Source organism: Arsenicibacter rosenii, assembly GCF_001870735.1.
GTDB lineage: Bacteria > Bacteroidota > Bacteroidia > Cytophagales > Spirosomataceae > Arsenicibacter > Arsenicibacter rosenii.
In genome coordinates this window covers 1-20,408 of record NZ_MORL01000015.1, presented here as the reverse complement: position 1 = coordinate 20,408, position 20,408 = coordinate 1, and the positions used below count along the sequence as shown (strand labels likewise).

Below are 20,408 nucleotides of genomic sequence, written 5' to 3'. Positions count from 1 at the left end.
TTGCAATAATACAGGGATCGCCTGAAAATAGTTTGTAGCAACGCGAAATTGACAGACCCGCCAACGACCTGAAAACGGTAAGTAAAAACGTTGCCCTTTAACTATATTTTTTATTTAAAAGATTGATTATTAGTCGATTGAATTGATGTTTGTAAACAGATAAAAAACAAAAATAGCCAGCGGTCCTACACCACTGGCTATTCTAACCACTCTATTAATCGTTACCTAAAACACTCTCTGAGTCAGCTCATGGCTTACGCTCGAAAACGGGAAGGCCGACGGCAGGGCCGACCGGTTGGCCGGAGCTTTGAAGAAAATCAGGTGAATGTTGCGCGCCTGCGCCGTCGCCTTGAAATTCCTGATCAGCTCCAGCACATCGTTGTCGATGTAGGTTGATCGTGAACTGTCAATTTCTACAATGGCATTGTCGGGTACGTTGCGGAGCATATCCGCAATGCCGGCTTTATTTAAAAAGGAAACGTGTTCGCCTAACCGGATGCGGATATGCGGTTTCCCGTCGGTTTGTGTCGTGTCGATCTGGTGGCCTTTGCGGTAGTTGTCGCGCAGGATAAAGAAAATCCCGACGGCCATTCCAATGGCAATCCCTGTCAGCAGGTCGGTCAGCAGAATAGCGGCGACCGTTGTGGCAAAGGGCAAAAACTTCGACAGGCCTTGTTCAAATAACTGCCGGAAAATCGTCAGGCTGGCCAGCCGGTAGCCGGTAATCAGTAAAATAGATGCCAGTGAGGCCCATGGAATCAGGTTCAGTGTTGTCGGAATGGCCAGCACGCAGACCAGCAGCAGTGAACCGTGAACCAGGGCTGCTATTTTTGTACGGGCACCGGCGTTCAGGCTGACGGTACTGCGGACAATAACCGAAGTCAGCGGCAGTCCGCCGACAAGTCCGCTGATTATGTTTCCGATTCCCTGAGCTTTCAGCTCGTGGTCGGTCGGCGTCTTGCGTTTCAGCGGGTCCAGATTGTCGGTCGCTTCAATAGCCAGCAGCGCTTCCAGACTGGCAACCATGGCAATCGACAGGGCAGCGGTATAAACCATCGGATTCGTCAGCTGCGAAAAGTCCGGAAAGGTCAGCAGCTTCAGGTATTCCTCCGAACTGCCGGGTACCGGCAGCTGTACCAGATGGTTGCCGCGCAGGGCCATATCCGGAAAAAAGGTCTTCAGGATCTCATTGATAAGAATCCCCATAATAACCACCACTAAAGCCGTCGGCACGCTCTTCAGTAGCCGATGCTCTTTGATGGCCGGTTTATCAAACAGCCAGAACAGACTCAGCGATACGGCCGCAATGAGTATGGCGGCAAGGTTGAATTGGCCGAACGCCAGTATAAACTGATCAACAATGTCGATACCCTGGTTGGGGAGCAGAATATATTCTTCGGCTGCATCGGCGTCGTAGCCGACGAGGTGCGGAATCTGCTTCATAATCAGGATGATACCAATGCCAGCCAGCATGCCCTTGATCACCGTCGACGGGAAAAAGTTGCTGATGATACCGACACGGGCAAATCCGAAACCGATCTGCATAACGCCAGCCAGACTGGTCGCCAGCAAAACGGCCGGGAACGAGCCGAGCGTTTCGAGAGCGCCCAATACCACCACGATCAACCCTGCTTCGGGTCCCGAGATGCTGAGCGATGACCGGCTGAAAGCACCGACTACCAGCCCTCCCACGATTCCCGCCAGAATCCCCGAGAAAAGGGGAGCGCCGGAAGCCAGAGCGATGCCCAGACAGAGCGGTACGGCTACCAGAAAGGAAATAACGCCTCCCCGGATATCGCCCTGAAGGTATTGCTGCGTAAGCCCTTGATTTTGTTGTAGCCGATTCATTCGTAACTTGTTAAGGGTGATGTAAAGCGCGCTCTCTTGCCTGGTCGTGCTGCGTTAATACCCCGTAGGTAACATAGTTGACTGATTGTCCGTTGCCGGGCTGGTACGTGACGTCTGACATTGGTTCAGGGCCGATTTGGTTTCCATGAGCCGTTGATTCAGACGGGCGCGGGCGGCCTGCAACGAGTCGATGGCGCGGTTCTGTGCCTCAATCTGTGCGCGGTAAGTCCGCCTTGTCCTGACATCCTGCCGGTATTCGGTATAGAGATTAAAGCCGACGATAGCCGCAATCAAGCCCCAGACAGAGACCCAATTCACCAGCGCGCCGGATGGTTTATAGTCATTGCTTATTGTGCTGTTCATACATGTATATCGTCCAATCTTCTACCGGCAAAAATACACGCTATGATGACGGGCCTGGTTAAAGGTTCGTTAGAAGCTCATGAGAGTTCGGTTAGAATCCGATTAGAATTCGATTAGAGAAGTTTGGGAAGCTTAAAGGTGATGACGGTCCCCTTGTTAATTTCAGAAAAAACGGCGAGCTGGCCGTTGTGCATCTGGGCAATGCGGAGCGTAAGCGGCAGGCCGATGCCATGGCCTTTGATATGCCGGATTGTTTCGGCGCGGAAAAACGGCTCAAAAATATGCGGCAAATCTGATTTATCAATGCCTACTCCGCGATCTTTAAACCGGATCAGTACCCACCGGTCATCAGCACCCAGCTCCACCTCCACCTTCTGGTTGGCCGAAAACTTGCAGGCGTTTTCCATCAGGTTCAGAAAGGCGGTGGTCAGCAGCGATTCGTCGCCGGTAACGCGGAAGTCAGGCTCATCGGTATCTGTCTGAATGGTAAACGTGACCTGATAGTCGGGGTGGCGGGTGGTCAGTAGCTTCATGGCGCTGTAAATAACCTCATCAACCGGTATTTCACGGTCGATTTTGTCGGCTTTATCGACGCTTACCTGGGCCAGCTGCAGCAGTCCGTTCGCCAGTTTGTTGAGCTGGTGAATGGTTTCCAGCACCGCCCGCCATTTGGCTTCGTGTTCGTCAACGGTACGGGGTTTAATGAGGGTCGTCTCGATCTGACCGGTAATGACCGTGAGCGGTGTCCGCAGCTCATGAGAGGCATTGGCCACAAAGCTTCGCTGCAGGTCAAAGGCAGCCTGAAGCCGGTCGAGCATCCGGTTGAAGGTATGGGCAAGCTGGTCAATTTCGTCACCGTCGTAACTGGCTTTTACCCGCTTGTTGAGTTTGGAGGCAGTAATGGTGTCGACCTGCCGGATCACATCGGTAATCGGCCGCAGGGTACGGCCGGCATAAAACCAGCCCGTCAGGCCCACGAGGGTGAGGCTGATAAAGAGCCCGACAATGATAATGGCACGGAGCTGGTAAAGTTCGGCCAGGCCGAATTCGTCATAGGCCGAGGCCACAATTACCAGTTTTTGCTGATCGAAGGTGTAATACAGGCCGATTACCTGCCGGTCGTTGTGCTGCAGCCAGACTTCTTTCTCGCGCCGGATCTGGCTGAGGAGCTCCTTGCTTTCATCGATCTCATCGGGGCGGTCGTCGCTGGCGTAGACAACGCGGTTGTTCTGGTCATAAACCGTAATCTGCTCTTCGGGGAGCGCCGTCAGGTTATACCGGTCAATCACACGCAGCAGCGGTTCGTTGACCTTACTCAGTTCAAACAGCCGGGTAGTGGCAACCGCTTTTTCGGCCAGCCGCTTGTAGAAATCACTGCGCCGGTAATACGACGAGGTAACGTAAATAACCAGCGAGAAAATAATCAGGTTGGCAGCGACAACAAGCAAAAAGTTGATCGAAAGGCGGGCGCGGATATTCATAGGTTATTCTTCTGCTTCTTTCATGATGTAGCCAATGCCGGGAATGGTATGAATCAGCTTCGGCGTAAAGTGCTTATCTATCTTTTTCCGGAGGTAATTCACATATACATCAACCACGTTGGTGCCGGTATCAAAGTTAATATCCCACACATTTTCGGCAATCTCGACACGGGTCAGGGCTTTGTCAGTATTTTTCATGAAAAATTCGAGCAAAGCCAGTTCGCGGGCGGTCAGGCTTATTTTCTGGCCGTTTCGCCGGACTTCCTTGCTTTTCTGGTTGAATTCAAGGTCGGCCATCTTCAAGGTGACCGAATCGGCCGGAATCGTCATGCGGCGCCGGTTAAGGGCGCGCAGGCGCGCCATCAGCTCCCTGAACTCAAACGGTTTGACCAGGTAATCATCGGCCCCCACGTCGAAGCCGGCCAGCTTGTGTTCGGTGCTGTCGAGAGCGGTCAGCATCAATACCGACACCTCGTCGTACCGGTCGCGGATGATCCGGCAGAATTCGTAACCGTTCATCATCGGCAGGTTCACGTCCAGAATGACCGTTGAATAAGCCGTTTCGGCCATCATTTTCTGCCCGATAAGGGCATCGGGCGCTGTATCAGCCTGAATACCGTAATCCTCCAGACCGCTTTTTATGAACGAGGCGACGTCTTTTTCATCTTCAACAATCAGTACACGCATACAATCGTCGTAGTAGAACAGGTATAACCGCCCGGTATCCGGCTTGCGGCGGGCCGGAGCCATTATACCTGTCCGATCAGAAAGGCTTTACATTAATACTGTAAAGAAAGCACCTAAACGGCAGACGGCCATCAGGCCAGCCATTTTCTGAAGAATGTCAGTGTACGGTCCCAGGCTAGTTTCGCCGCCGCTTCGTTGTAGCGGGTCGGGGCCGTATCGTTATGGAAAGCATGGTTAACGTTGTCGTATACGTACAGTTCATACGGAACCTTTGCCTGCTTCAGGGCTTCTTCGTAGGCCGGAATGCCGGCATTGATCCGTTCGTCGAGGCCACCGTAGTGGAGTTGTACGGCTGCTTTAATGTTCGGCACCTGCGCGACTTCCGGCTGCCGGCCATAAAACGCAACGGCTGCTTTCAGGTCGGGCACGTTGACTGCCAGTTGGTTGGCCATGGCGCCGCCCCAGCAAAAGCCGACACAACCGACTTTGCCGGTGCTGTCGGGCCGTCCTTTGAGATAGGCCACTGCATTTTTGAAGTTAGTCAGGTTTTTGGCGGCATCAAGCTTCCCGAAGTTCTCACGGACCTGCGCTTCGTCGGTTGGCGTACCGCCGAACACCGAGAGGGCATCGGGGGCCATGGCCAGAAAACCGGACAGGGCCAGCCGGCGGGTTACGTCTTCGATATGGGGGTTGAGCCCCCGGTTTTCATGAATCACAACAACGGCAGGGTACTTGCCGACAGCGGTGGGGCGGGCCACATAGCCTTTCATCGTAGTACCGTCGCCCGGGTACTCGATGCGCTCGGTTTTGATCCGGTCATCGTCGGTCGGAACGGTTTCGGCTTTGGCGTAATTGATTTCGAGCATTGGCAATACGGCCAGTGCCGCCGCCATGCCACCGGTCAGGTTTGCCAGCCGTTTCAGGAAGTCTTCCCGCTTGAGCGGCTTGTGGGTGTACTCATCGAAGAGGTTAATAATGCGCTGATCCATAAGGTAAAGGTTTTCAACAAAGATAAGTAAATAAGAACTTCTAACTTTGTCTGCGTTTTTTACTACACAAGTCTGTTTTTTATACTTAATATACACGAATGAAGCCACAGGCTATACACTTCATATCGATTGGTGGCAGTGCGATGCACAACCTGGCCATTGCGCTCCATCAACAAGGTCATACCATTACCGGATCTGATGATGAAATTTATGAGCCGTCGCGCACCCGCCTGGCACAACATGGTTTGTTGCCGGAAACGGAAGGATGGTTTCCCGAAAAAATAAGCGACCGGCTGGATGCCGTAATTGTGGGTATGCACGCCCGCAAAGACAATCCGGAACTGGCCCGCGCACAGGCACTGGGTATCCCGATGTATTCGTATCCGGAATACATCTACCGCCACAGCGAAAACAAACAGCGGGTGGTGATTGCCGGCAGCCATGGCAAAACGACGATTACGTCGATGATCCTGCACGTGCTGAAGTACCACAAGCGGGAGTTCGATTACCTGGTAGGGGCTCAGCTCGAAGGCTTCGACAACATGGTGAAGCTGACGCAGCGCGCGCCGGTGATCGTGATCGAAGGCGATGAATATGCGTCGTCGCCGGTGGATTCGCGTCCGAAATTTCTGCACTACCAGCCCCATATTGCCCTCATCAGCGGGATTGCCTGGGACCATGTCAACATCTACCCGACCTACGAAGTGTATGTGGATCAGTTTGAGCTGCTGGCTGATGCTATGCCGAAAGGCGGTATTCTGGTGTTCGACCAGACCGACGATATGCTCGATGTAATCGGCCAGAAAGAGCGCGAAGACGTACACCGGTTGCCGTATAAAGCACATCCGTACGAAATTAAAGACGGACAGACGTTCCTGCTGACCAAACAGAATACGCGGTTGCCGCTCCTGATTTTCGGCGAGCACAACATGAAAAACCTGTCAGGAGCTATGACTGTCTGCGACCGGCTGGGCATTACCGAAGATATGTTCTACGAAGCGATTCAGTCGTTTAAGGGCGCATCCCGCCGGCTGGAGCGGGTCACGACGCAAGGCAGCAAAACGGTTTTTCGTGATTTTGCCCATGCTCCGTCAAAGGTAGAAGCCACCACAGAAGCCGTTCGTGAGCAATTCCCCGACAAGAAAATCCTGGCCTGTGTGGAACTGCATACCTTCAGCAGTCTGAACAAAAACTTCCTCAGCCAGTATAAAAACCGGCTGGATGCTGCGGATGTGGCAGTCGTGTACTACAATGCCCATACGCTGGCTGTCAAGCGGCTGGAGCCGATTACGCCGGACGATGTAAAAGCCGCTTTCGGCCGCGCCGACCTGCAGGTGTTTACCGAAACAGCCGATCTGCAAACCTGGCTGTTACAGCAATTGCCGCAGGCCGATGTGCTGCTGCTGATGTCGTCGGGCACCTTTGGCGGTCTTGATCTGAATACATTGATTTAACCATTTGACATTTAGCTGTTAACCATGCAAAGCATTGTTGTGTACTGCGGATCCAGCCCCGGTACAAATCCGATATACAAAGAAGTGGCGGCTGAGCTGGGCCGTGAGCTGGCTGCCCGTAAAATCCGGCTGATTTATGGCGGAGGCGGTTTCGGCCTCATGGGTACCGTTGCCGATACCGTTATTCTGAGCGGCGGCGAAGTCACGGGTGTAATCCCGAATTTCCTGGCCGAACTGGAAGTGGCTCACCAGACCCTGACTGAGCTGCATTTTGTGGAGACCATGCACGAACGGAAATTTAAGATGGTGCAGCTGGCCCGCGGAGTGATTGCCCTGCCGGGCGGATATGGTACTCTCGACGAACTGTTTGAGATTCTGGCGTGGCGGCAGCTGAAACTATATGATGGGCCGGTGGCGGTAATCAACATCAACGGCTATTACGATCTGATGCTGAAACAGCTTGACCGTATGGTAGACGATGGGTTTCTGAAGGCCGAAAACCGCGAATTACTCATCGTGGCGACCTCGGTTACGGAGGCGCTGGAGAAGATGATCGGGTCGGATGAAGACGAGCCGGCAGTATAAAACGTATTCGCAGTAGTCACTCAGACTAATTTTTGGTTTCAATCGTTAAATGTAAGACAACATAAACCAAGCCAGCCCGGTTTTATGTATCTTGGGCAAAATCGGTTGATTCCTTCTTCAAACGACATGAAAATCAGTACTTCCTATACCTGGTTGTTGGCAGTAGGCGTGGCAGCTGGCCTGGCTGGCTGCAATTCGGCCATGCAGGCTTACAAAAAGGGTGTGCATTACTACGATGCCGGTGAATATAACCTGGCGCTGACGCAATTCGAAAAGGCGAACAAGGGCGACCTCGACCCAAAGCGGGTAAACTATTACCTGGGTGAGTCGTACCGGTTGTCGAACCGTTTTGCAGAGTCAGCCCCTTTTTACCAGAAGGCCATTGACGCAGGCACCATTGAACCCGATGTGCGTTTTCATTATGCATATGCCCTGAAGGCACAGGGACGCTATCCGGAAGCTTTGCAGCAGTTGCAGCAGTATGTAGATGGCAAGCCGTCGGGTAAAATCTTTGCCGATAAGGCCCGCCGGGAAATAGAAACACTGAAAGCCATCGACATCATCGCCTCGAAGAAGACGCCCTATGAAATCAAAAATATGGGTGGTCTGAACACGGCCGGTGCCGAATTCTCGCCAATGGCGCGCAACGGAGAACTGATTTTCACGGCTTCACGCAAAGACCAGATTTACAAGAACAACGGCCAGCCAATGCTGGGTCTGTATAAAATTAAACTGGGTCAGAATCCGGATGAAACCGGCAACAATGCGCAGGTATTCAGCAACACGGTTTTTCAGAGCGATGTAAACGAAGGAACACCGACGTTTTCGAAAGATGGTAAGGTAATGGTGTTTGCCCGGGGCAACAACGGTAAGAAAAAAGGTGGCCTTGATGTCGATCTGTTCGTTAGCCGTCAGGATGCTAACGGGGCATGGGGGGCGCCGATTCGTCTGCCCATCAGTGACTCTACCGCCTGGGACGGCTCACCGGCGTTTTCTGCCGATGGCCGGACGCTCTACTTCGCGTCGAACCGCGCCGGTGGTGCCGGTGGGATTGACATCTACCGGACCAACATTGATGCATCGGGCCGCTTCAGCCGTCCGGTGAATATGGGCCGCGACATCAATACGCCGGGCGACGAAATGTTTCCGTACGTGGCAAGCGACGGGAAACTGTATTTTGCCTCAGACGGTCATCCGGGCCTTGGCAAGCTGGATATTTTTGTTGCTACCCGATCGCAGGGTGTTATCCGCGTCGAAAATCTGGGCCAGCCAATTAACTCGCCGGCCGACGACTTTGGCCTGATGTTCTTCGACGACGGTCAGGGGTATTTTGCGTCAAACCGGACCGGTGGTAAGGGTGATGATGATATCTACTTTATCAACGATACCTCCGTACAGGAAGATTCAACCACGATCGCGAAAAATACGCCGCCGGCGGGGGCGCCGAAAATTGTTCACTACTTCCTGGCCGGAACCGTTTCCGCCAAAGAAGAAGCACCGGTGTTGCTGGATTCTGTACGGGTCCGCATTTTTGACGAATCAACCGGTGAAGCCATTGCCGAAGGTACTACCGGCAAACCTGGTACATTTGGTAAATATCCATTGCAGGAAGGTAAAGACTATTCGATTCTGGCCGAGCGTCGCGGATACCTGGCCAAACGGGAGCCGTTTACGATGCAGGGCCGCCGGATTCCGGAGATCTTCCTGAAAAAAGCCGAAACCGATACTACGTTTACGGTCGACCTGCTGCTGGACCGGCTGGAACTGAACAAAACGTTTGTTCTGGATAACATATACTATGACTTAAACAAATACAATATTCGTCCTGACGCAGCTATTGAACTTGATAAGCTGGTAACGATCATGAAAGATAACCCGACACTCAAAATTGAATTAGGGTCTCATACCGATGTGCGTTCGAGCGATGCATATAACATGAAACTTTCAGAGAACCGGGCTAAGTCGGCAGTGGATTACATCGTGTCAAAGGGCGTCGAGGCTGAGCGGATTACGGCAAAAGGGTACGGCGAAACCGAGCTGATTGTGAAAAATGCGAAAACCGAAGAGGAGCACCAGCGCAACCGCCGGACCGAATTCAAAATTCTGGAATATTGACAAGGCATGCCTTGTCTCTACGATAGAAACACGGGAAATTGCCCGAACATAACCGAAAGCCATTAGTTGAGTAAAAATCAATTAGTGGCTTTTGTTATGTTGAACGATAAACTACGTCAGATTTTAGTGGTAGTGAGCGTGGTTACGCTGCTCGTCATGAACTACCTGTCGAATACCGGTGCTTTTGGCGGACAAACCAACGGCGATGTCTCCAACAAGTATCACACACTGATTACCCCGGCCGGCTACGCGTTTTCGATCTGGGGAATTATTTTTCTGGGCCTGATCGGTTTTGCCGTGTATCAGGCGCTTCCGGCTCAACGACACAACCCCCGTTTCCGGGCTGCCGGGCACTGGGTCATTATAAACGGGTTTCTGAATGCGATCTGGAGCCCGATCTTCAATCAGGAATGGATCAGTGTTTCGGTGCTGGTTATTCTGGCCATGCTGCTCAGCCTCTGGAAGGTTATTGAAGCCTTGCAGATTCGTACGCGCCCCGTCAATGCCACCGAGACCTGGCTGGCCCGTGTGCCGTTTTCAATCTATTTCGGCTGGCTGACGGTAGCGACGATTCTAAACGTGACGGTGCTGCTGAAGGCCACGGATTTTAGTCTGGCAAGCCTGCCCGAAGCCGGATGGGCGCTTAGCATACTGGTTATAGGAATCTTAATCGGGGCTTACCTCTTTAACCGTTACCGCGATGTGGCGTATATCCTGGTATTTGTCTGGGCTTATATCGCCATTGCCGTTGAGCAACAGACGCTGTCGATTCAGGTAATTGCCGGCCTTGGCGCTGCCAGTGCGTTTGTGATGGCCGTGGTGGGATTGTTCTCCCGGAAAACCCCCGCTTACACGTAGCCGAACGGTTGTCGTATTACCTTTGTGCATGCATACTGTGTTTATTCTGCTCGGCGCGAATCTGGGCGACCGGGTTAATACCCTGCAAAAAGCCCGTACCCTGCTCGGTGACCGGGTTGGAAACGTAACCCGCGCATCGGCGTTCTACGAAACGGCCGCCTGGGGGCTGACCGATCAACCTGCGTTTCTGAATCAGGTTCTTTTGGTTGAAACGACGGATGCACCGGAGGTGGTACTGACCAAAACACAGGCCATTGAGCAGGAGCTGGGCCGGGTGCGCCACGAGAAATGGGGTGCCCGGCTGATTGATATTGACCTGCTTTACTACGATCAGCTGATCTGCCAGAGCGACCGGCTTACGTTGCCGCATCCATACCTGCATGTCCGCCGGTTTACGTTGGTACCGTTGGCCGAGGTAGCCCCGGACGTTGTTCACCCGCTCCTGCATCAGACAAACCAAATCCTGCTCGACACCTGTAGCGACACCGGTGAGGTGGTCAGGGTAATGGATATTTCCTGATGAGGGACAGTGATAGCCACCTTTAGGTGAGGTATTCAGCCAAAGGCCACCGTCGCTCCTTCATTCTTTGGCCGCCAAAGCGGCCCGCTCTTTCGCTCTTTACTTCAGCCACGCCGCCCAGTTGCCCTGGGCTTTCATCACCTGCTCAATAACGTCCCTGACCGCACCCTGACCACCCCCTTTCGGCGAAATGTAGTCGCAGACAGACTGAATTTCCTCGACGGCATCGGCGGGGCAGGCGCTCAGTAAGGCCGGACGCGCCAGAATCTGATAATCGGGCAGGTCGTCGCCCATGTACAGAATTTCGTCTTCTACCAGGCTGTCACGCGTCATCAGGCCGAGGTATGCATTGATCTTCTGATCGGTTGGCCCGCCCATAAAAATGTCCTTGATCTTCAGGAATTCGAGCCGCTTGCGAACCCCTTCCTGATTGCCGGCCGAAATGATGGCGACTTTGAACCCGGCCTTAATGGCCTGCTCAATGCCGTAGCCATCCTTAATATTAAACGTACGATACATTTCGCCGGAAGCCAGACAGTTTACACTGCCATCCGTCAATACACCATCGACGTCGAAAATGAAGGTTTTAATGCGGCTGAAACGCTCCGTTAATTGATTCATTGGTTCTTGAGGCATGTGCTCCGATTCAGATTGATTGCTTTGTGTGCAAAGAAACAGATTACCAAACCGTTTTACAAAAGAGTACCTTTGTGGTATGAACGTGTCGAATCTTCCTGCTGCGTTTGAGGCAGCTATGCAAGCGCAATTGGGTGACGAATTCCCTGCCTTTGTGGCTGCTCTGCGTGAACCAACACCTGTCAGTATTCGGATCAATCCACGCAAACCAGCGTTTAAGACCGAGGGGCTGGCAACGGTTCCCTGGTGTACGGAGGGTATTTATTTGCCCGAACGGCCTGTATTTACGCTCGATCCGGCTTTTCAGGCGGGCGCCTATTATGTGCAGGAAGCGTCGTCGATGCTCCTGGCGGAGGCCATGCGGCAAACCGTAAAAACCAATTATCCCATCCGTGCGCTTGACCTGTGTGCGGCCCCCGGCGGGAAAAGTACACTCATGGCCTCAACACTGCATCCCGATTCGTTGCTGGTTTGTAATGAGGTGATCCGGACACGGGTGCCGGTGCTGCGGGAAAATATTGAAAAATGGGGTTATCCGAATGTGGTCGTGGCCAATCATGATCCTGAAGATTTTAAAGCCCTGACCGGGTTCTTTGACCTGGTAATGGTCGATGCCCCGTGTTCGGGCGAGGGGCTGTTCCGCAAAGATCCGGAAGCCATGCGGGAATGGTCGCCGGATAGCGTGCAGTTATGCGCCGGTCGCCAGAAGCGCATTCTGACCGCCGCCGCGCCACTGATCGATGAAGGAGGTGTGCTGATTTACAGTACCTGTACCTATAATGATTCCGAAAACACCGAAAACCTGCAATGGCTGACGGAGCATGGTTTCGAATGCATCCCGCTGTCGTTGCCTGCTGCCTGGCAGATTGTGGAAAAAACGGTCGGGAAGGCTGTCGGCTACCAGTGTTATCCGCATCGGGTAAAGGGAGAGGGGTTCTTTATCAGTGTATTCCGCAAAAAAGCGGCGGATTATCAGACCAGCAAACAACCTCCGCGCGGTTTTAAAAACCTGAAACCGCTCCGGCCCCGGGAAACCGGGCAGGTAAAGAGCTTCCTGACAGACGAACAGGCGTTTTCATACTGGCAAAAACCGAATCAGGATGTGATGGCGATACCAAAGGCGCTTGAAAAAGATCTGATTCTGCTGGATGCTGCCCTGCACAACAAAGGCTTCGGCCTTGACATGGGCCTGTTCAAAGGCAATGATTTTATCCCTTCGCATTCGCTGGCGCTCAGTACAGCCATCCGGGCAGATGTGGCCGGGGTTGATCTGAGCCGCGAAGAAGCACTGCATTACTTTAAAAAAGAAAATCTGGTGCTGGATGAATCGGTGCGGGGCTGGATCGTAGCCCGCTACGAAGGCCTGAATCTGGGCTGGCTCAAGGGCATCGGCAATCGGGTGAACAACTATCTGCCTAAAGACTGGCGTATCCGGATGGATATCAAGGAATACAGTTAATGCTATGAAACGCTTTTTCAAACGGGCCGGTATCCTGATGGCCATTCTAGGAATAGGATATATGGCAGGACCGAGGTTTACATTTCCGGATGAGCAGATCCGGACTGCTCCGGTCGAAACCGATCTGGCTAAGCTCGACCGGCAGATTGCTGCCTCGGAGGCCAAAGCGGATCTGAAGCCCGACAATCAGGCCCGGATCGTCTGGGCGGATAGCAACCGGAAAGTCAGAACCCCCTACAGTATGGTATATATTCCGGGGTTTGCGGCGAGCTGGGCCGAGGGGGATCCGGTGCATAAACAGCTGGCCAAAACCTTCGGGTGTAATCTCTATCTGGGACGAACCTATGAGCATGGTCTGAAATCGCCGGATGCCATGGAGCACATGACACCGGCCCGGTACCTGGCGTCGGCCGAGGAGGCGCTGGCCATCGGGCGGGCCCTGGGCGATAAGGTAATTGTGATCGGAACGTCGGCGGGAGGGATGCTGACGCTTTGTCTGGCGGCAAAACACCCCGATCTGGCGGGCATTGTACTCTACTCACCCTGTATTGCCGTGGCGGTTCCGGCCTTAAAGCTCGTAACAGGGCCCTGGGGTAAGCAGATCGGGCAGACCGTATTGCTGGGCAATCATGTGGTCGTTACAAAATATACACCCGACCGGGCGCAGTACTGGCTGACACAATACCACATCAACGGATTCCTGACGCTGCAAACCATGCTGGACACGTACATGACCCCGGAAACGTTTGCCATGGTGAAGCAGCCGCTGTTCATGGGGTATTATTACAAGGACGAAGAACACCAGGATAAGGTGGTGTCGGTGGCAGCCATGCAGGAGATGTACGAGGCGCTGGGTACACCCGCCGGATTGAAACGCAGACAGGCATTCCCCGATGCCGGTGCCCACGTGATCGCTTCGCACTTTACATCTAAATCGCTGAGTGCTGTCTATCAGTCGACCAAACAGTTTTTGGAAGAGGTGCTACATCTGCAACCGGTTGCACCATCCGCCACGAAATTCGCATTAGCCCGAAAAAAGTAATTACCTTTGACGCGATTTCATCAATGTACAATGAATAATGTACAATGGACAATAAAGACCACATGGTGGAGTAGAAAGCCCTTCATTATTCATTATTCATTTTCCATTATACATTAAACAAATGGCTTACGGATTACTCAAAGGAAAACGCGGTATCATCTCTGGTGCCCTCGACGAAAAATCAATTGCCTGGAAGGTTGCCCTGAAGGCAAAAGAAGAAGGAGCTACCTTCACACTGACGAATGCCCCGATCGCCATGCGGATGGGCGCGATCAAACAACTGGCTGAGCAGTGCGAAGCGGAAATTATCCCGGCGGATGCCACGTCTACCGACGACCTGACGAACCTCTTTACGAAGTCGCAGGAAGTTTTGGGCGGTAAAGTTGACTTTGTCCTGCACTCAATCGGTATGAGCCCGAATATCCGGAAAGGCCGTGCCTACACCGACCTGAACTATGACTGGTTCAAGCAAAGTGTGGACATCTCTGCGCTGTCTTTCCACAAAATGCTGCAGACAGCCTATAAAATGGATGCTATCAGCGAGTGGGGCTCTGTTGTGGCACTGACCTACATGGCAGCCCAGCGGACATTCCCGTTCTATACCGATATGGCTGAAGCGAAAGCCATGCTGGAATCAATCGCCCGCAGCTTTGGCTACCACTATGGTAAATACCGGAAAGTACGCGTCAACACCGTGTCGCAGTCACCAACCGTTACAACGGCGGGTTCGGGCATCGGCGGGTTCGATAAGTTCTATGGTTTTGCCGACAGTATGGCGCCGCTAGGCAATGCATCGGCCGAAGATTGTGCAAACTACGTGGTGTCGCTGTTCTCTGACTTTACACGGATGGTAACGATGCAGAACCTGTTCCACGATGGTGGTTTTGCCATGACCGGTGTGTCAGAAGAAGTAATGCAGATGATGCAGAACCAGCAGTAATCCTGTCTGATTGATACCAAAAAAGGCGGGGCGTCCGGTAATCCGGAATGCCCCGCCTTTTTTGGTTTGATGTCTGTAAAATTAAGCGTGTTCTACCTCCAGATGCTGTAAAACAAGATCACTCAATTGACGTGCTGTGCGAACCTGATTCACCTCTTCCTCATGTAGCTCGATACGGAACCGGTCTTCTACATAATTGAGTAACTCTAAAAAGTCGGTACGGAACAAATGTAAATGCCGGAATAAATCATAGTCAGGCCGGAATGTGCCCGGACGGACAAATAATTTACGAGTAAGTATGCGTTCAATTTCAGCGATAGGGGCTGTCTGTTGCCCGATAGTTCGTGTGTTCATGGTAGTTGGCTGCAATATGAAATACACATATTCTGGTATACGCTTTTCCGCTCAAAAATGTTGCATAAGCAAGTAAATCGAAACTAATTTCGGATGAAGCGTCCCGGGAATAAGGTGGAACGGTCATATATGTGGGTGAACGTCCCACCGCTCGGGCAGTTGAAAATTAATCCCAGCTGCATTTAATCACGCTGCCATGCTCCGAATGCACCGTCCGGATATAGGTATCAATTTCCTGCTGTAATTCTTCAACGTGTGAGATGATACCAACAATCCGGTTTTCGCGCCGCAGCGATTTTAAGGTGTCAAACACGGTTTCCAGTGAGTTTTTATCCAGACTGCCGAACCCTTCGTCCAGAAAAAAGAGGTTTTGCTTTGACTGGGTCAGGTGCTGGATGTTGTCTGACAGGGCCAGTGCCAGCGACAAGGCCGCCTGAAACATCTGCCCCCCTGATAAGGTCTTGGCCAGACGGGTTTTGCCACCATTCAGAAAATCGCGGATAACAAAGTTATTATCGTCATACTCAAGCCGGAGCTGATTCTTCGTCAAACGCATAAACCGCTCATTGGCCGTCTGGCAGAGTTCATTCAGGTAAACCGTCGATACGTATTTAACAAAGCCTTGCCCACGGAACAGACCTTCCAGCTCTTTCAGATCTTTCTGCCGGATGGTCAGTGCATCAAACTGCTTCTGGATATCCTGTTTCAGTTCCCACTGCTGTACCAGCTCCTTGTGGGCGTTCTGTTTTGTTCCTAATGACTGATGAAGGGCGTTGCTATCCTGCTGCATCTGCCGGAGTCTGGCAGTTACTGCCTGCAGAAGGGCTGCATCAAACGGCTGACCGGCGAGTTCGTCACTCAGTTTCTCAACGGTCCGGCGGCAGGCTTCCAGTTCGGCATAAAAGCTGTCCAGGTTTTTCTTTTCATGGGCTACGTTCAGGTCGGCCCGCAGAATCTGCTCAACTGCCGGCCGGTCGTAGGCATGGCCGGCCAGGGTTTGTTCCAGCTCCCGTGTCGTTTTGGCCAGTTCGGTTTGCAGCGTCTGTAGCTGTTTGGTAAGCTCCTCCAGTTGTCCGTCCAGCCGGGCATTCTGCTGCCGGGCCTTGTCCAGGTTTTGTGTAATATCGTCAAACTGCTCTTTAGCCCGCGTGTATTTCGTGCTTAACTTGTCTTTCAGATCACTGATTTCCGTAATGTCCAGGGGGGCAATCTGATTTTCCTGAAAATGCCGGAGTGTGTTGAGCTTTTCCTGAATGGTTTCACGCAGGCTGGCAATGAGGGTTACCGTCTCAGTTTGTTTTGTTAAGAGCGAAAAACGGTCTTTCTCGGCTTTCGCCAACTGCTCATTAAGCGCATCCAGCTGTTTCCGTGCTTCGCCCAGTTGCTTCTGCTTTTCCTGCTCCCGGAACAGCGCCTGCTTAACCTCCTGTTCCTGATCGGTGGTAAACTCCTGCCAGACGAATAGCCGCTCGTGTTCGTTTTTCGCCATTACGGCCTCCGCTTTTTCGTTGATCAGCTGCCTGGTTTGTCCGAACACCGTTTTGATTTCGCCCAAAAGCCCGGTAATGGCCGCTTTCAGGTTCATTGTTTGATCAAGACGGTTTTCCCAGCGCACCAGCATGCCCTGCGCTTTGGTCACCTCATCATCAATGGTACTATCCTGATGAACGGCCGGGTGGTGCTCCGAGCCACAGAGCGGGCAGGGTTTACCGTCGGTCAGGGCATTTGCGTAGCGCTGGAGGTGTTGTTTCAGCAGTAAATCATCCAGCAGCCGCTTACGCTCGTCGCGCTGACTTTTGAGACGGGAGAAGGCTTCTTCAATGGTGTCCGGCAGAACTTTCAGCTGTAGATCGGCCCATTCGGCAGGGAAGCCCTGAAGTGCTTCGTCTTTCCGTTGCTTAATCTGTTCCTGTGCTTTTTCGTTTTCCGCAATCTTGCGGTCGAACCCGTCAATTTTTTCCTTCAATGGCCGATATCCCGTAAACCACAACCGGATTTCGTTCAGCTGGTCAATTCTCGACTCGTCCTGACTGAACGCGCTGACTTTTTTCTGTAACGCTGTCTGCTGCCCGGTTTGTTGTTCGATCTCACGTGTGATCGTCTCCACGTCTCTTTTAGCGCGCGCCAGGTCTTTTTCGTGTCTGGAAATGGCATTCCGGTTATTTTGAATTAAAATGACCGTATCCAGTTCGTCCAGTTGTTCCCGAATGACCTCCCGTTGTTCATAGGCGATTTTGGCCTTGTCGTAATCCTGCTGTAGTGTGGTTAGGGTCTGCCGGGCAATCGACAGTTCGTGCTGTATCGCCTGAATGGACCGGTTCGTACTATTCTGCTTATTTGTCTGTTCGTTAATCTGCGACAGCAACGGCTTAAACAGTACCAGACACTGCTCATATTGCCGGACCCGGCGCTGTAACTCATCATAGCGGGCTTGCTGACCGGCGAGGGCGGTTAACTCCTGCTGTGCTTTTGCCAGCTCATCATGCCGTTTTTTAAGACCGATCAGCTGCTCTTCCTGCTTTTTTTGGACGCCGATTTGCTGATCAAGTGCCTGAATGTCGCTAATTACCTGCTGAATCTGCTTCCACGCGTCATCGATCGCCTCCGGCGAGGCCTGTCCCAGGCCATCAAGCTGCCCTTTGACGAAATCCAGTTCGGTATTGTTCTTTTTCTCCAGACTGGCTACCTGCGCCGACAAATCAAACTTATTAAGCTGGAACAACCGGCTCATCATGTCGGTGCGTTCCTTAGGGCTCAGTTCCAGAAATTCGCGGAACTGGTTCTGGGGAATGATAATGGTGCGCTTAAAATTATCATAGTCGAGGCCAATCAACTGTTGAGTAAACTGACCGATGTCTTCCCGTTCAATGGATACGGGAACCCAGCCGGTCTCCTGCCATTGGAATACACGCCGTTCGCCGGCCTTTATTTCCTGATGCTTTTTCGCATTCCGCTTTGCTTCGTAAACGTACTTATACAGCTCATGGCCGGCACCAGCCCGGAACTCAAAATCAATGACCATGTGGCCCGATTTGAGGTTCATCATATTATACTGACGATTGTCCCGGCCATTAAGCCGCTCGGTTTCGCCATACAGCACAAAGCTGATGGCTTCCAGCAACGAGGTCTTACCACTGCCGACCTGTCCGAAAATGCCGAATAAACTGGTATTGGTTAACTTCTGAAAATCTACTTCCTGCCGTTCCTGATAAGAATATAAACCCTGAACGGCCAATCGAACCGGAATCATTCAATAGTTGTGTTTAGTACTTCTTTAAACAGGTCCAGTAAACGCTCGTTGGGGACCTGATTCTTTTTTTGGGTTTTAAAATACCCGGTAAACAAATCTGTCATCGATTGGGTGAGGTCAATCTGAGAACCGGCCGACTCCGCAGTCGGCTCACCGGCTTCAGGACGAATATCCGGAATAATAGCTACCAGCCGGTCATGAGAGCGGGCCAGCTGCTGGCGTTCTTCACTGGTCAGATAGGTTTCGGTTTGCAATGTCACTTCCGGAAAGCAATCCGGATTAGCGGTCAGCCATTCAATGGCGTCGGTCAGTTGCGTAAACCGCTTCCGTAATAAGCGGCGTCCTTTAGTGAGGGGGACCGGCTGATACGAAACCGGCTGTCCGGGGACTGCATCGATCAGGACAACGTATTTCTGCTGATCGGCCTCGGCAAAGCTATAGGCCAGCGGGCTACTACTATATATAACAGGACACGGCCCGCCGTCCAGCGACTGATACCGGTGAAGGTGTCCGAGCGCCGCATATTGTACCTGTGCCGGAATCAGGTCAGTGAAGATCATAGACGCCCCGCCCACCTGTAGAATACTACGTTCTTCCTCGGGCTCCTCAGGCTGTTCGCCATCCCGCTTCATGAAAAACAGGTGAGCGACTAATAAGTTAACCCCTTCCTCATCCATATACTGGTCGGCCAGCTGCTGCCAGTGCGTATGGAGGTGTTGCCGTAATTCATCATCGGCCTGATCGATGCCTAAAAAGCGCCGCATCCGGGTTTCATTGGCATAAGGTGTCAGTAGAATGCGTACCGGAGCCGCATGATCGGGCAACCGGAGTTCTACGAATCCGGGTGCTGTCCGGATCACCCGCGCATTACAGCTTAGCTGAAACGGATTGACAATGGTCGTCGGATAGCCGGTGAAGACAATGCCGCACTCACGGGCAAAATGGTCCTGTGCCTCGATGCGGTCAGGATTGTCGTGATTACCGGCAATAGCAATAACAGGGCGTCGTCCTCCGTCTGACAGCGTTTTCAGCGTACTATACAGCAAGTCTTCTGCTTCTGCTGAAGGCGTAAAGGTGTCGAACAGATCTCCGGCAACCAGAATCAGGTCAACATTTTCATTAGTTGCAATGGAAATGATCTCTTCCAATACATCTTTTTGTTCCTGTGCCCGGGATTTATCAAAGAGCTTTTTGCCGAGATGCCAGTCAGCGGTGTGCAGTATTTTCATAAAAAAGGTACTAAATCATATAAGATAATATTCTGCTATAGCTGCATGATTGCCGTCATATTGTCCGGTATACCCTTATTTGACGGGAGATATGCCATATAATAACTAAAATGGCCAAATATCCTGTAGATCTAAGCCGGCTATATACCGGAAAAATACAATTTTTTTGATTCTGGAAGAAGCATAATGACGGGCAAAAAAAACGTATTTTTTTTAACGATATAAGTTTCGAAAAACCAGCCAGTTAAGTTGATATGAGTAAACTATTTTGAAGTTTTTTTAAGTAAAGGCTTGACAAGAGGGTGAAAAATGCCCTACCTTTGCAGTCCCAAATGAGGGAAACGGCTGAAAAACAAAGCGAAAGCAGAAATAGAAGCCACAAACTGACAAGCNAAGGTTAAAAAAAATATTTTGAAAAACGCTTGACACGAAATTTGAAAAATACTAATTTTGCACTCCCAAATGAGGGAAAGCAGCCGACACGAAAGAGTCCTCCTGATACGGCGTTTGACAAGCTGAATTTCGGAATAAAGATTAAAAAAAAATATTTTGAAAAACACTTGACAACAAATTTGAAAAACACTAATTTTGCACTCCC

General features: G+C 51.8%; 17 protein-coding genes. 8 read left to right on the top strand and 9 right to left on the bottom strand.

What is annotated here, in order from left to right; translation table 11 throughout:
• Nucleotides 1–225: 225 nt before the first annotated feature.
• The 5 genes from BLX24_RS21210 to BLX24_RS21190 all read right to left on the bottom strand — a co-directional run bounded on the left by BLX24_RS21210 (nt 226) and on the right by BLX24_RS21190 (nt 5,368).
• Entirely contained in the window at nt 226–1,848 is a 1,623-nt protein-coding gene (locus BLX24_RS21210; protein WP_083422098.1) for a SulP family inorganic anion transporter, read from the bottom strand.
• 54 nt (nt 1,849–1,902) lie between these two features.
• Nucleotides 1,903–2,211: a hypothetical protein gene (locus BLX24_RS21205; RefSeq protein WP_071505213.1), complete on the bottom strand. Its 309-nt coding sequence runs from the start codon at nt 2,209–2,211 to the stop codon at nt 1,903–1,905.
• A gap of 113 nt (nt 2,212–2,324) precedes the next feature.
• A complete protein-coding gene (locus tag BLX24_RS21200) occupies nt 2,325–3,692 on the bottom strand; it encodes a sensor histidine kinase (protein ID WP_071505212.1) in 1,368 nt (455 codons plus the stop codon).
• 3 nt (nt 3,693–3,695) lie between these two features.
• Nucleotides 3,696–4,379: a response regulator gene (locus tag BLX24_RS21195; RefSeq protein WP_071505292.1), complete on the bottom strand. Its 684-nt coding sequence runs from the start codon at nt 4,377–4,379 to the stop codon at nt 3,696–3,698.
• Between the two features lie 131 nt (nt 4,380–4,510).
• Nucleotides 4,511–5,368, bottom strand: coding sequence for a dienelactone hydrolase family protein (locus tag BLX24_RS21190; RefSeq protein WP_071505211.1), 858 nt, complete (start codon nt 5,366–5,368; stop codon nt 4,511–4,513).
• Nucleotides 5,369–5,466: 98 nt separating this feature from the next.
• Here BLX24_RS21190 and BLX24_RS21185 point away from each other — a divergent pair, with 98 nt between their 5' ends.
• The 5 genes from BLX24_RS21185 to folK all read left to right on the top strand — a co-directional run bounded on the left by BLX24_RS21185 (nt 5,467) and on the right by folK (nt 10,900).
• Entirely contained in the window at nt 5,467–6,822 is a 1,356-nt protein-coding gene (locus BLX24_RS21185; RefSeq protein WP_071505210.1) for a UDP-N-acetylmuramate--L-alanine ligase, read from the top strand.
• Between the two features lie 24 nt (nt 6,823–6,846).
• Nucleotides 6,847–7,407: an LOG family protein gene (locus BLX24_RS21180; protein ID WP_071505209.1), complete on the top strand. Its 561-nt coding sequence runs from the start codon at nt 6,847–6,849 to the stop codon at nt 7,405–7,407.
• A gap of 126 nt (nt 7,408–7,533) precedes the next feature.
• Nucleotides 7,534–9,522: a CHU_0125 family OmpA-like outer membrane integrity protein gene (locus BLX24_RS21175; protein ID WP_177225887.1), complete on the top strand. Its 1,989-nt coding sequence runs from the start codon at nt 7,534–7,536 to the stop codon at nt 9,520–9,522.
• A 96-nt stretch (nt 9,523–9,618) separates the two neighbouring features.
• Nucleotides 9,619–10,380, top strand: coding sequence for a TspO/MBR family protein (locus BLX24_RS21170; RefSeq protein ID WP_071505208.1), 762 nt, complete (start codon nt 9,619–9,621; stop codon nt 10,378–10,380).
• A gap of 28 nt (nt 10,381–10,408) precedes the next feature.
• Nucleotides 10,409–10,900, top strand: a complete 492-nt coding sequence (gene folK / locus BLX24_RS21165; RefSeq protein ID WP_071505207.1) for a 2-amino-4-hydroxy-6-hydroxymethyldihydropteridine diphosphokinase — start codon at nt 10,409–10,411, stop codon at nt 10,898–10,900.
• Nucleotides 10,901–10,999: 99 nt separating this feature from the next.
• Here folK and BLX24_RS21160 read toward each other — a convergent pair whose 3' ends face one another.
• Nucleotides 11,000–11,521 (bottom strand): KdsC family phosphatase, encoded by a 522-nt coding sequence (locus BLX24_RS21160; protein WP_071505206.1) that lies wholly within the window; start codon nt 11,519–11,521, stop codon nt 11,000–11,002.
• A 94-nt stretch (nt 11,522–11,615) separates the two neighbouring features.
• Between BLX24_RS21160 and BLX24_RS21155 the strand changes: the two genes are divergently transcribed.
• From BLX24_RS21155 to BLX24_RS21145, 3 genes are all read left to right on the top strand, one after another.
• Nucleotides 11,616–12,995, top strand: coding sequence for a methyltransferase RsmF C-terminal domain-like protein (locus BLX24_RS21155; protein ID WP_071505205.1), 1,380 nt, complete (start codon nt 11,616–11,618; stop codon nt 12,993–12,995).
• A 4-nt stretch (nt 12,996–12,999) separates the two neighbouring features.
• Nucleotides 13,000–14,037 (top strand): alpha/beta hydrolase, encoded by a 1,038-nt coding sequence (locus BLX24_RS21150; RefSeq protein ID WP_071505204.1) that lies wholly within the window; start codon nt 13,000–13,002, stop codon nt 14,035–14,037.
• Nucleotides 14,038–14,158: 121 nt separating this feature from the next.
• Nucleotides 14,159–14,977, top strand: coding sequence for an enoyl-ACP reductase FabI (locus tag BLX24_RS21145; RefSeq protein ID WP_071505203.1), 819 nt, complete (start codon nt 14,159–14,161; stop codon nt 14,975–14,977).
• 81 nt (nt 14,978–15,058) lie between these two features.
• Here the strand turns inward: BLX24_RS21145 and BLX24_RS21140 are convergent, their stop codons facing one another.
• The 3 genes from BLX24_RS21140 to BLX24_RS21130 all read right to left on the bottom strand — a co-directional run bounded on the left by BLX24_RS21140 (nt 15,059) and on the right by BLX24_RS21130 (nt 19,810).
• On the bottom strand, nt 15,059–15,331 hold the full coding sequence (locus BLX24_RS21140; RefSeq protein ID WP_071505202.1) for an acyl carrier protein: 273 nt from the start codon (nt 15,329–15,331) through the stop codon (nt 15,059–15,061).
• A 166-nt stretch (nt 15,332–15,497) separates the two neighbouring features.
• The gene (locus BLX24_RS21135; RefSeq protein ID WP_071505201.1) at nt 15,498–18,581 is read right to left on the bottom strand and encodes an SbcC/MukB-like Walker B domain-containing protein; all 3,084 of its coding nucleotides are present in this window, start codon (nt 18,579–18,581) and stop codon (nt 15,498–15,500) included.
• Nucleotides 18,578–19,810, bottom strand: a complete 1,233-nt coding sequence (locus tag BLX24_RS21130) for a metallophosphoesterase family protein (protein WP_071505200.1) — start codon at nt 19,808–19,810, stop codon at nt 18,578–18,580. Before BLX24_RS21130 ends, BLX24_RS21135 begins: the two co-directional genes overlap by 4 nt.
• Nucleotides 19,811–20,408 lie beyond the last annotated feature (598 nt).

Coding starts and splice junctions, on each gene's coding strand:
- BLX24_RS21210 (WP_083422098.1), bottom strand. CDS start 1,848: ATGAATCGGCTACAACAAAATCAAGGGCTTACGCAGCAATACCTTCAG.
- BLX24_RS21205 (WP_071505213.1), bottom strand. CDS start 2,211: ATGAACAGCACAATAAGCAATGACTATAAACCATCCGGCGCGCTGGTG.
- BLX24_RS21200 (WP_071505212.1), bottom strand. CDS start 3,692: ATGAATATCCGCGCCCGCCTTTCGATCAACTTTTTGCTTGTTGTCGCT.
- BLX24_RS21195 (WP_071505292.1), bottom strand. CDS start 4,379: ATGCGTGTACTGATTGTTGAAGATGAAAAAGACGTCGCCTCGTTCATA.
- BLX24_RS21190 (WP_071505211.1), bottom strand. CDS start 5,368: ATGGATCAGCGCATTATTAACCTCTTCGATGAGTACACCCACAAGCCG.
- BLX24_RS21185 (WP_071505210.1), top strand. CDS start 5,467: ATGAAGCCACAGGCTATACACTTCATATCGATTGGTGGCAGTGCGATG.
- BLX24_RS21180 (WP_071505209.1), top strand. CDS start 6,847: ATGCAAAGCATTGTTGTGTACTGCGGATCCAGCCCCGGTACAAATCCG.
- BLX24_RS21175 (WP_177225887.1), top strand. CDS start 7,534: ATGAAAATCAGTACTTCCTATACCTGGTTGTTGGCAGTAGGCGTGGCA.
- BLX24_RS21170 (WP_071505208.1), top strand. CDS start 9,619: ATGTTGAACGATAAACTACGTCAGATTTTAGTGGTAGTGAGCGTGGTT.
- folK (WP_071505207.1), top strand. CDS start 10,409: ATGCATACTGTGTTTATTCTGCTCGGCGCGAATCTGGGCGACCGGGTT.
- BLX24_RS21160 (WP_071505206.1), bottom strand. CDS start 11,521: ATGAATCAATTAACGGAGCGTTTCAGCCGCATTAAAACCTTCATTTTC.
- BLX24_RS21155 (WP_071505205.1), top strand. CDS start 11,616: ATGAACGTGTCGAATCTTCCTGCTGCGTTTGAGGCAGCTATGCAAGCG.
- BLX24_RS21150 (WP_071505204.1), top strand. CDS start 13,000: ATGAAACGCTTTTTCAAACGGGCCGGTATCCTGATGGCCATTCTAGGA.
- BLX24_RS21145 (WP_071505203.1), top strand. CDS start 14,159: ATGGCTTACGGATTACTCAAAGGAAAACGCGGTATCATCTCTGGTGCC.
- BLX24_RS21140 (WP_071505202.1), bottom strand. CDS start 15,331: ATGAACACACGAACTATCGGGCAACAGACAGCCCCTATCGCTGAAATT.
- BLX24_RS21135 (WP_071505201.1), bottom strand. CDS start 18,581: ATGATTCCGGTTCGATTGGCCGTTCAGGGTTTATATTCTTATCAGGAA.
- BLX24_RS21130 (WP_071505200.1), bottom strand. CDS start 19,810: ATGAAAATACTGCACACCGCTGACTGGCATCTCGGCAAAAAGCTCTTT.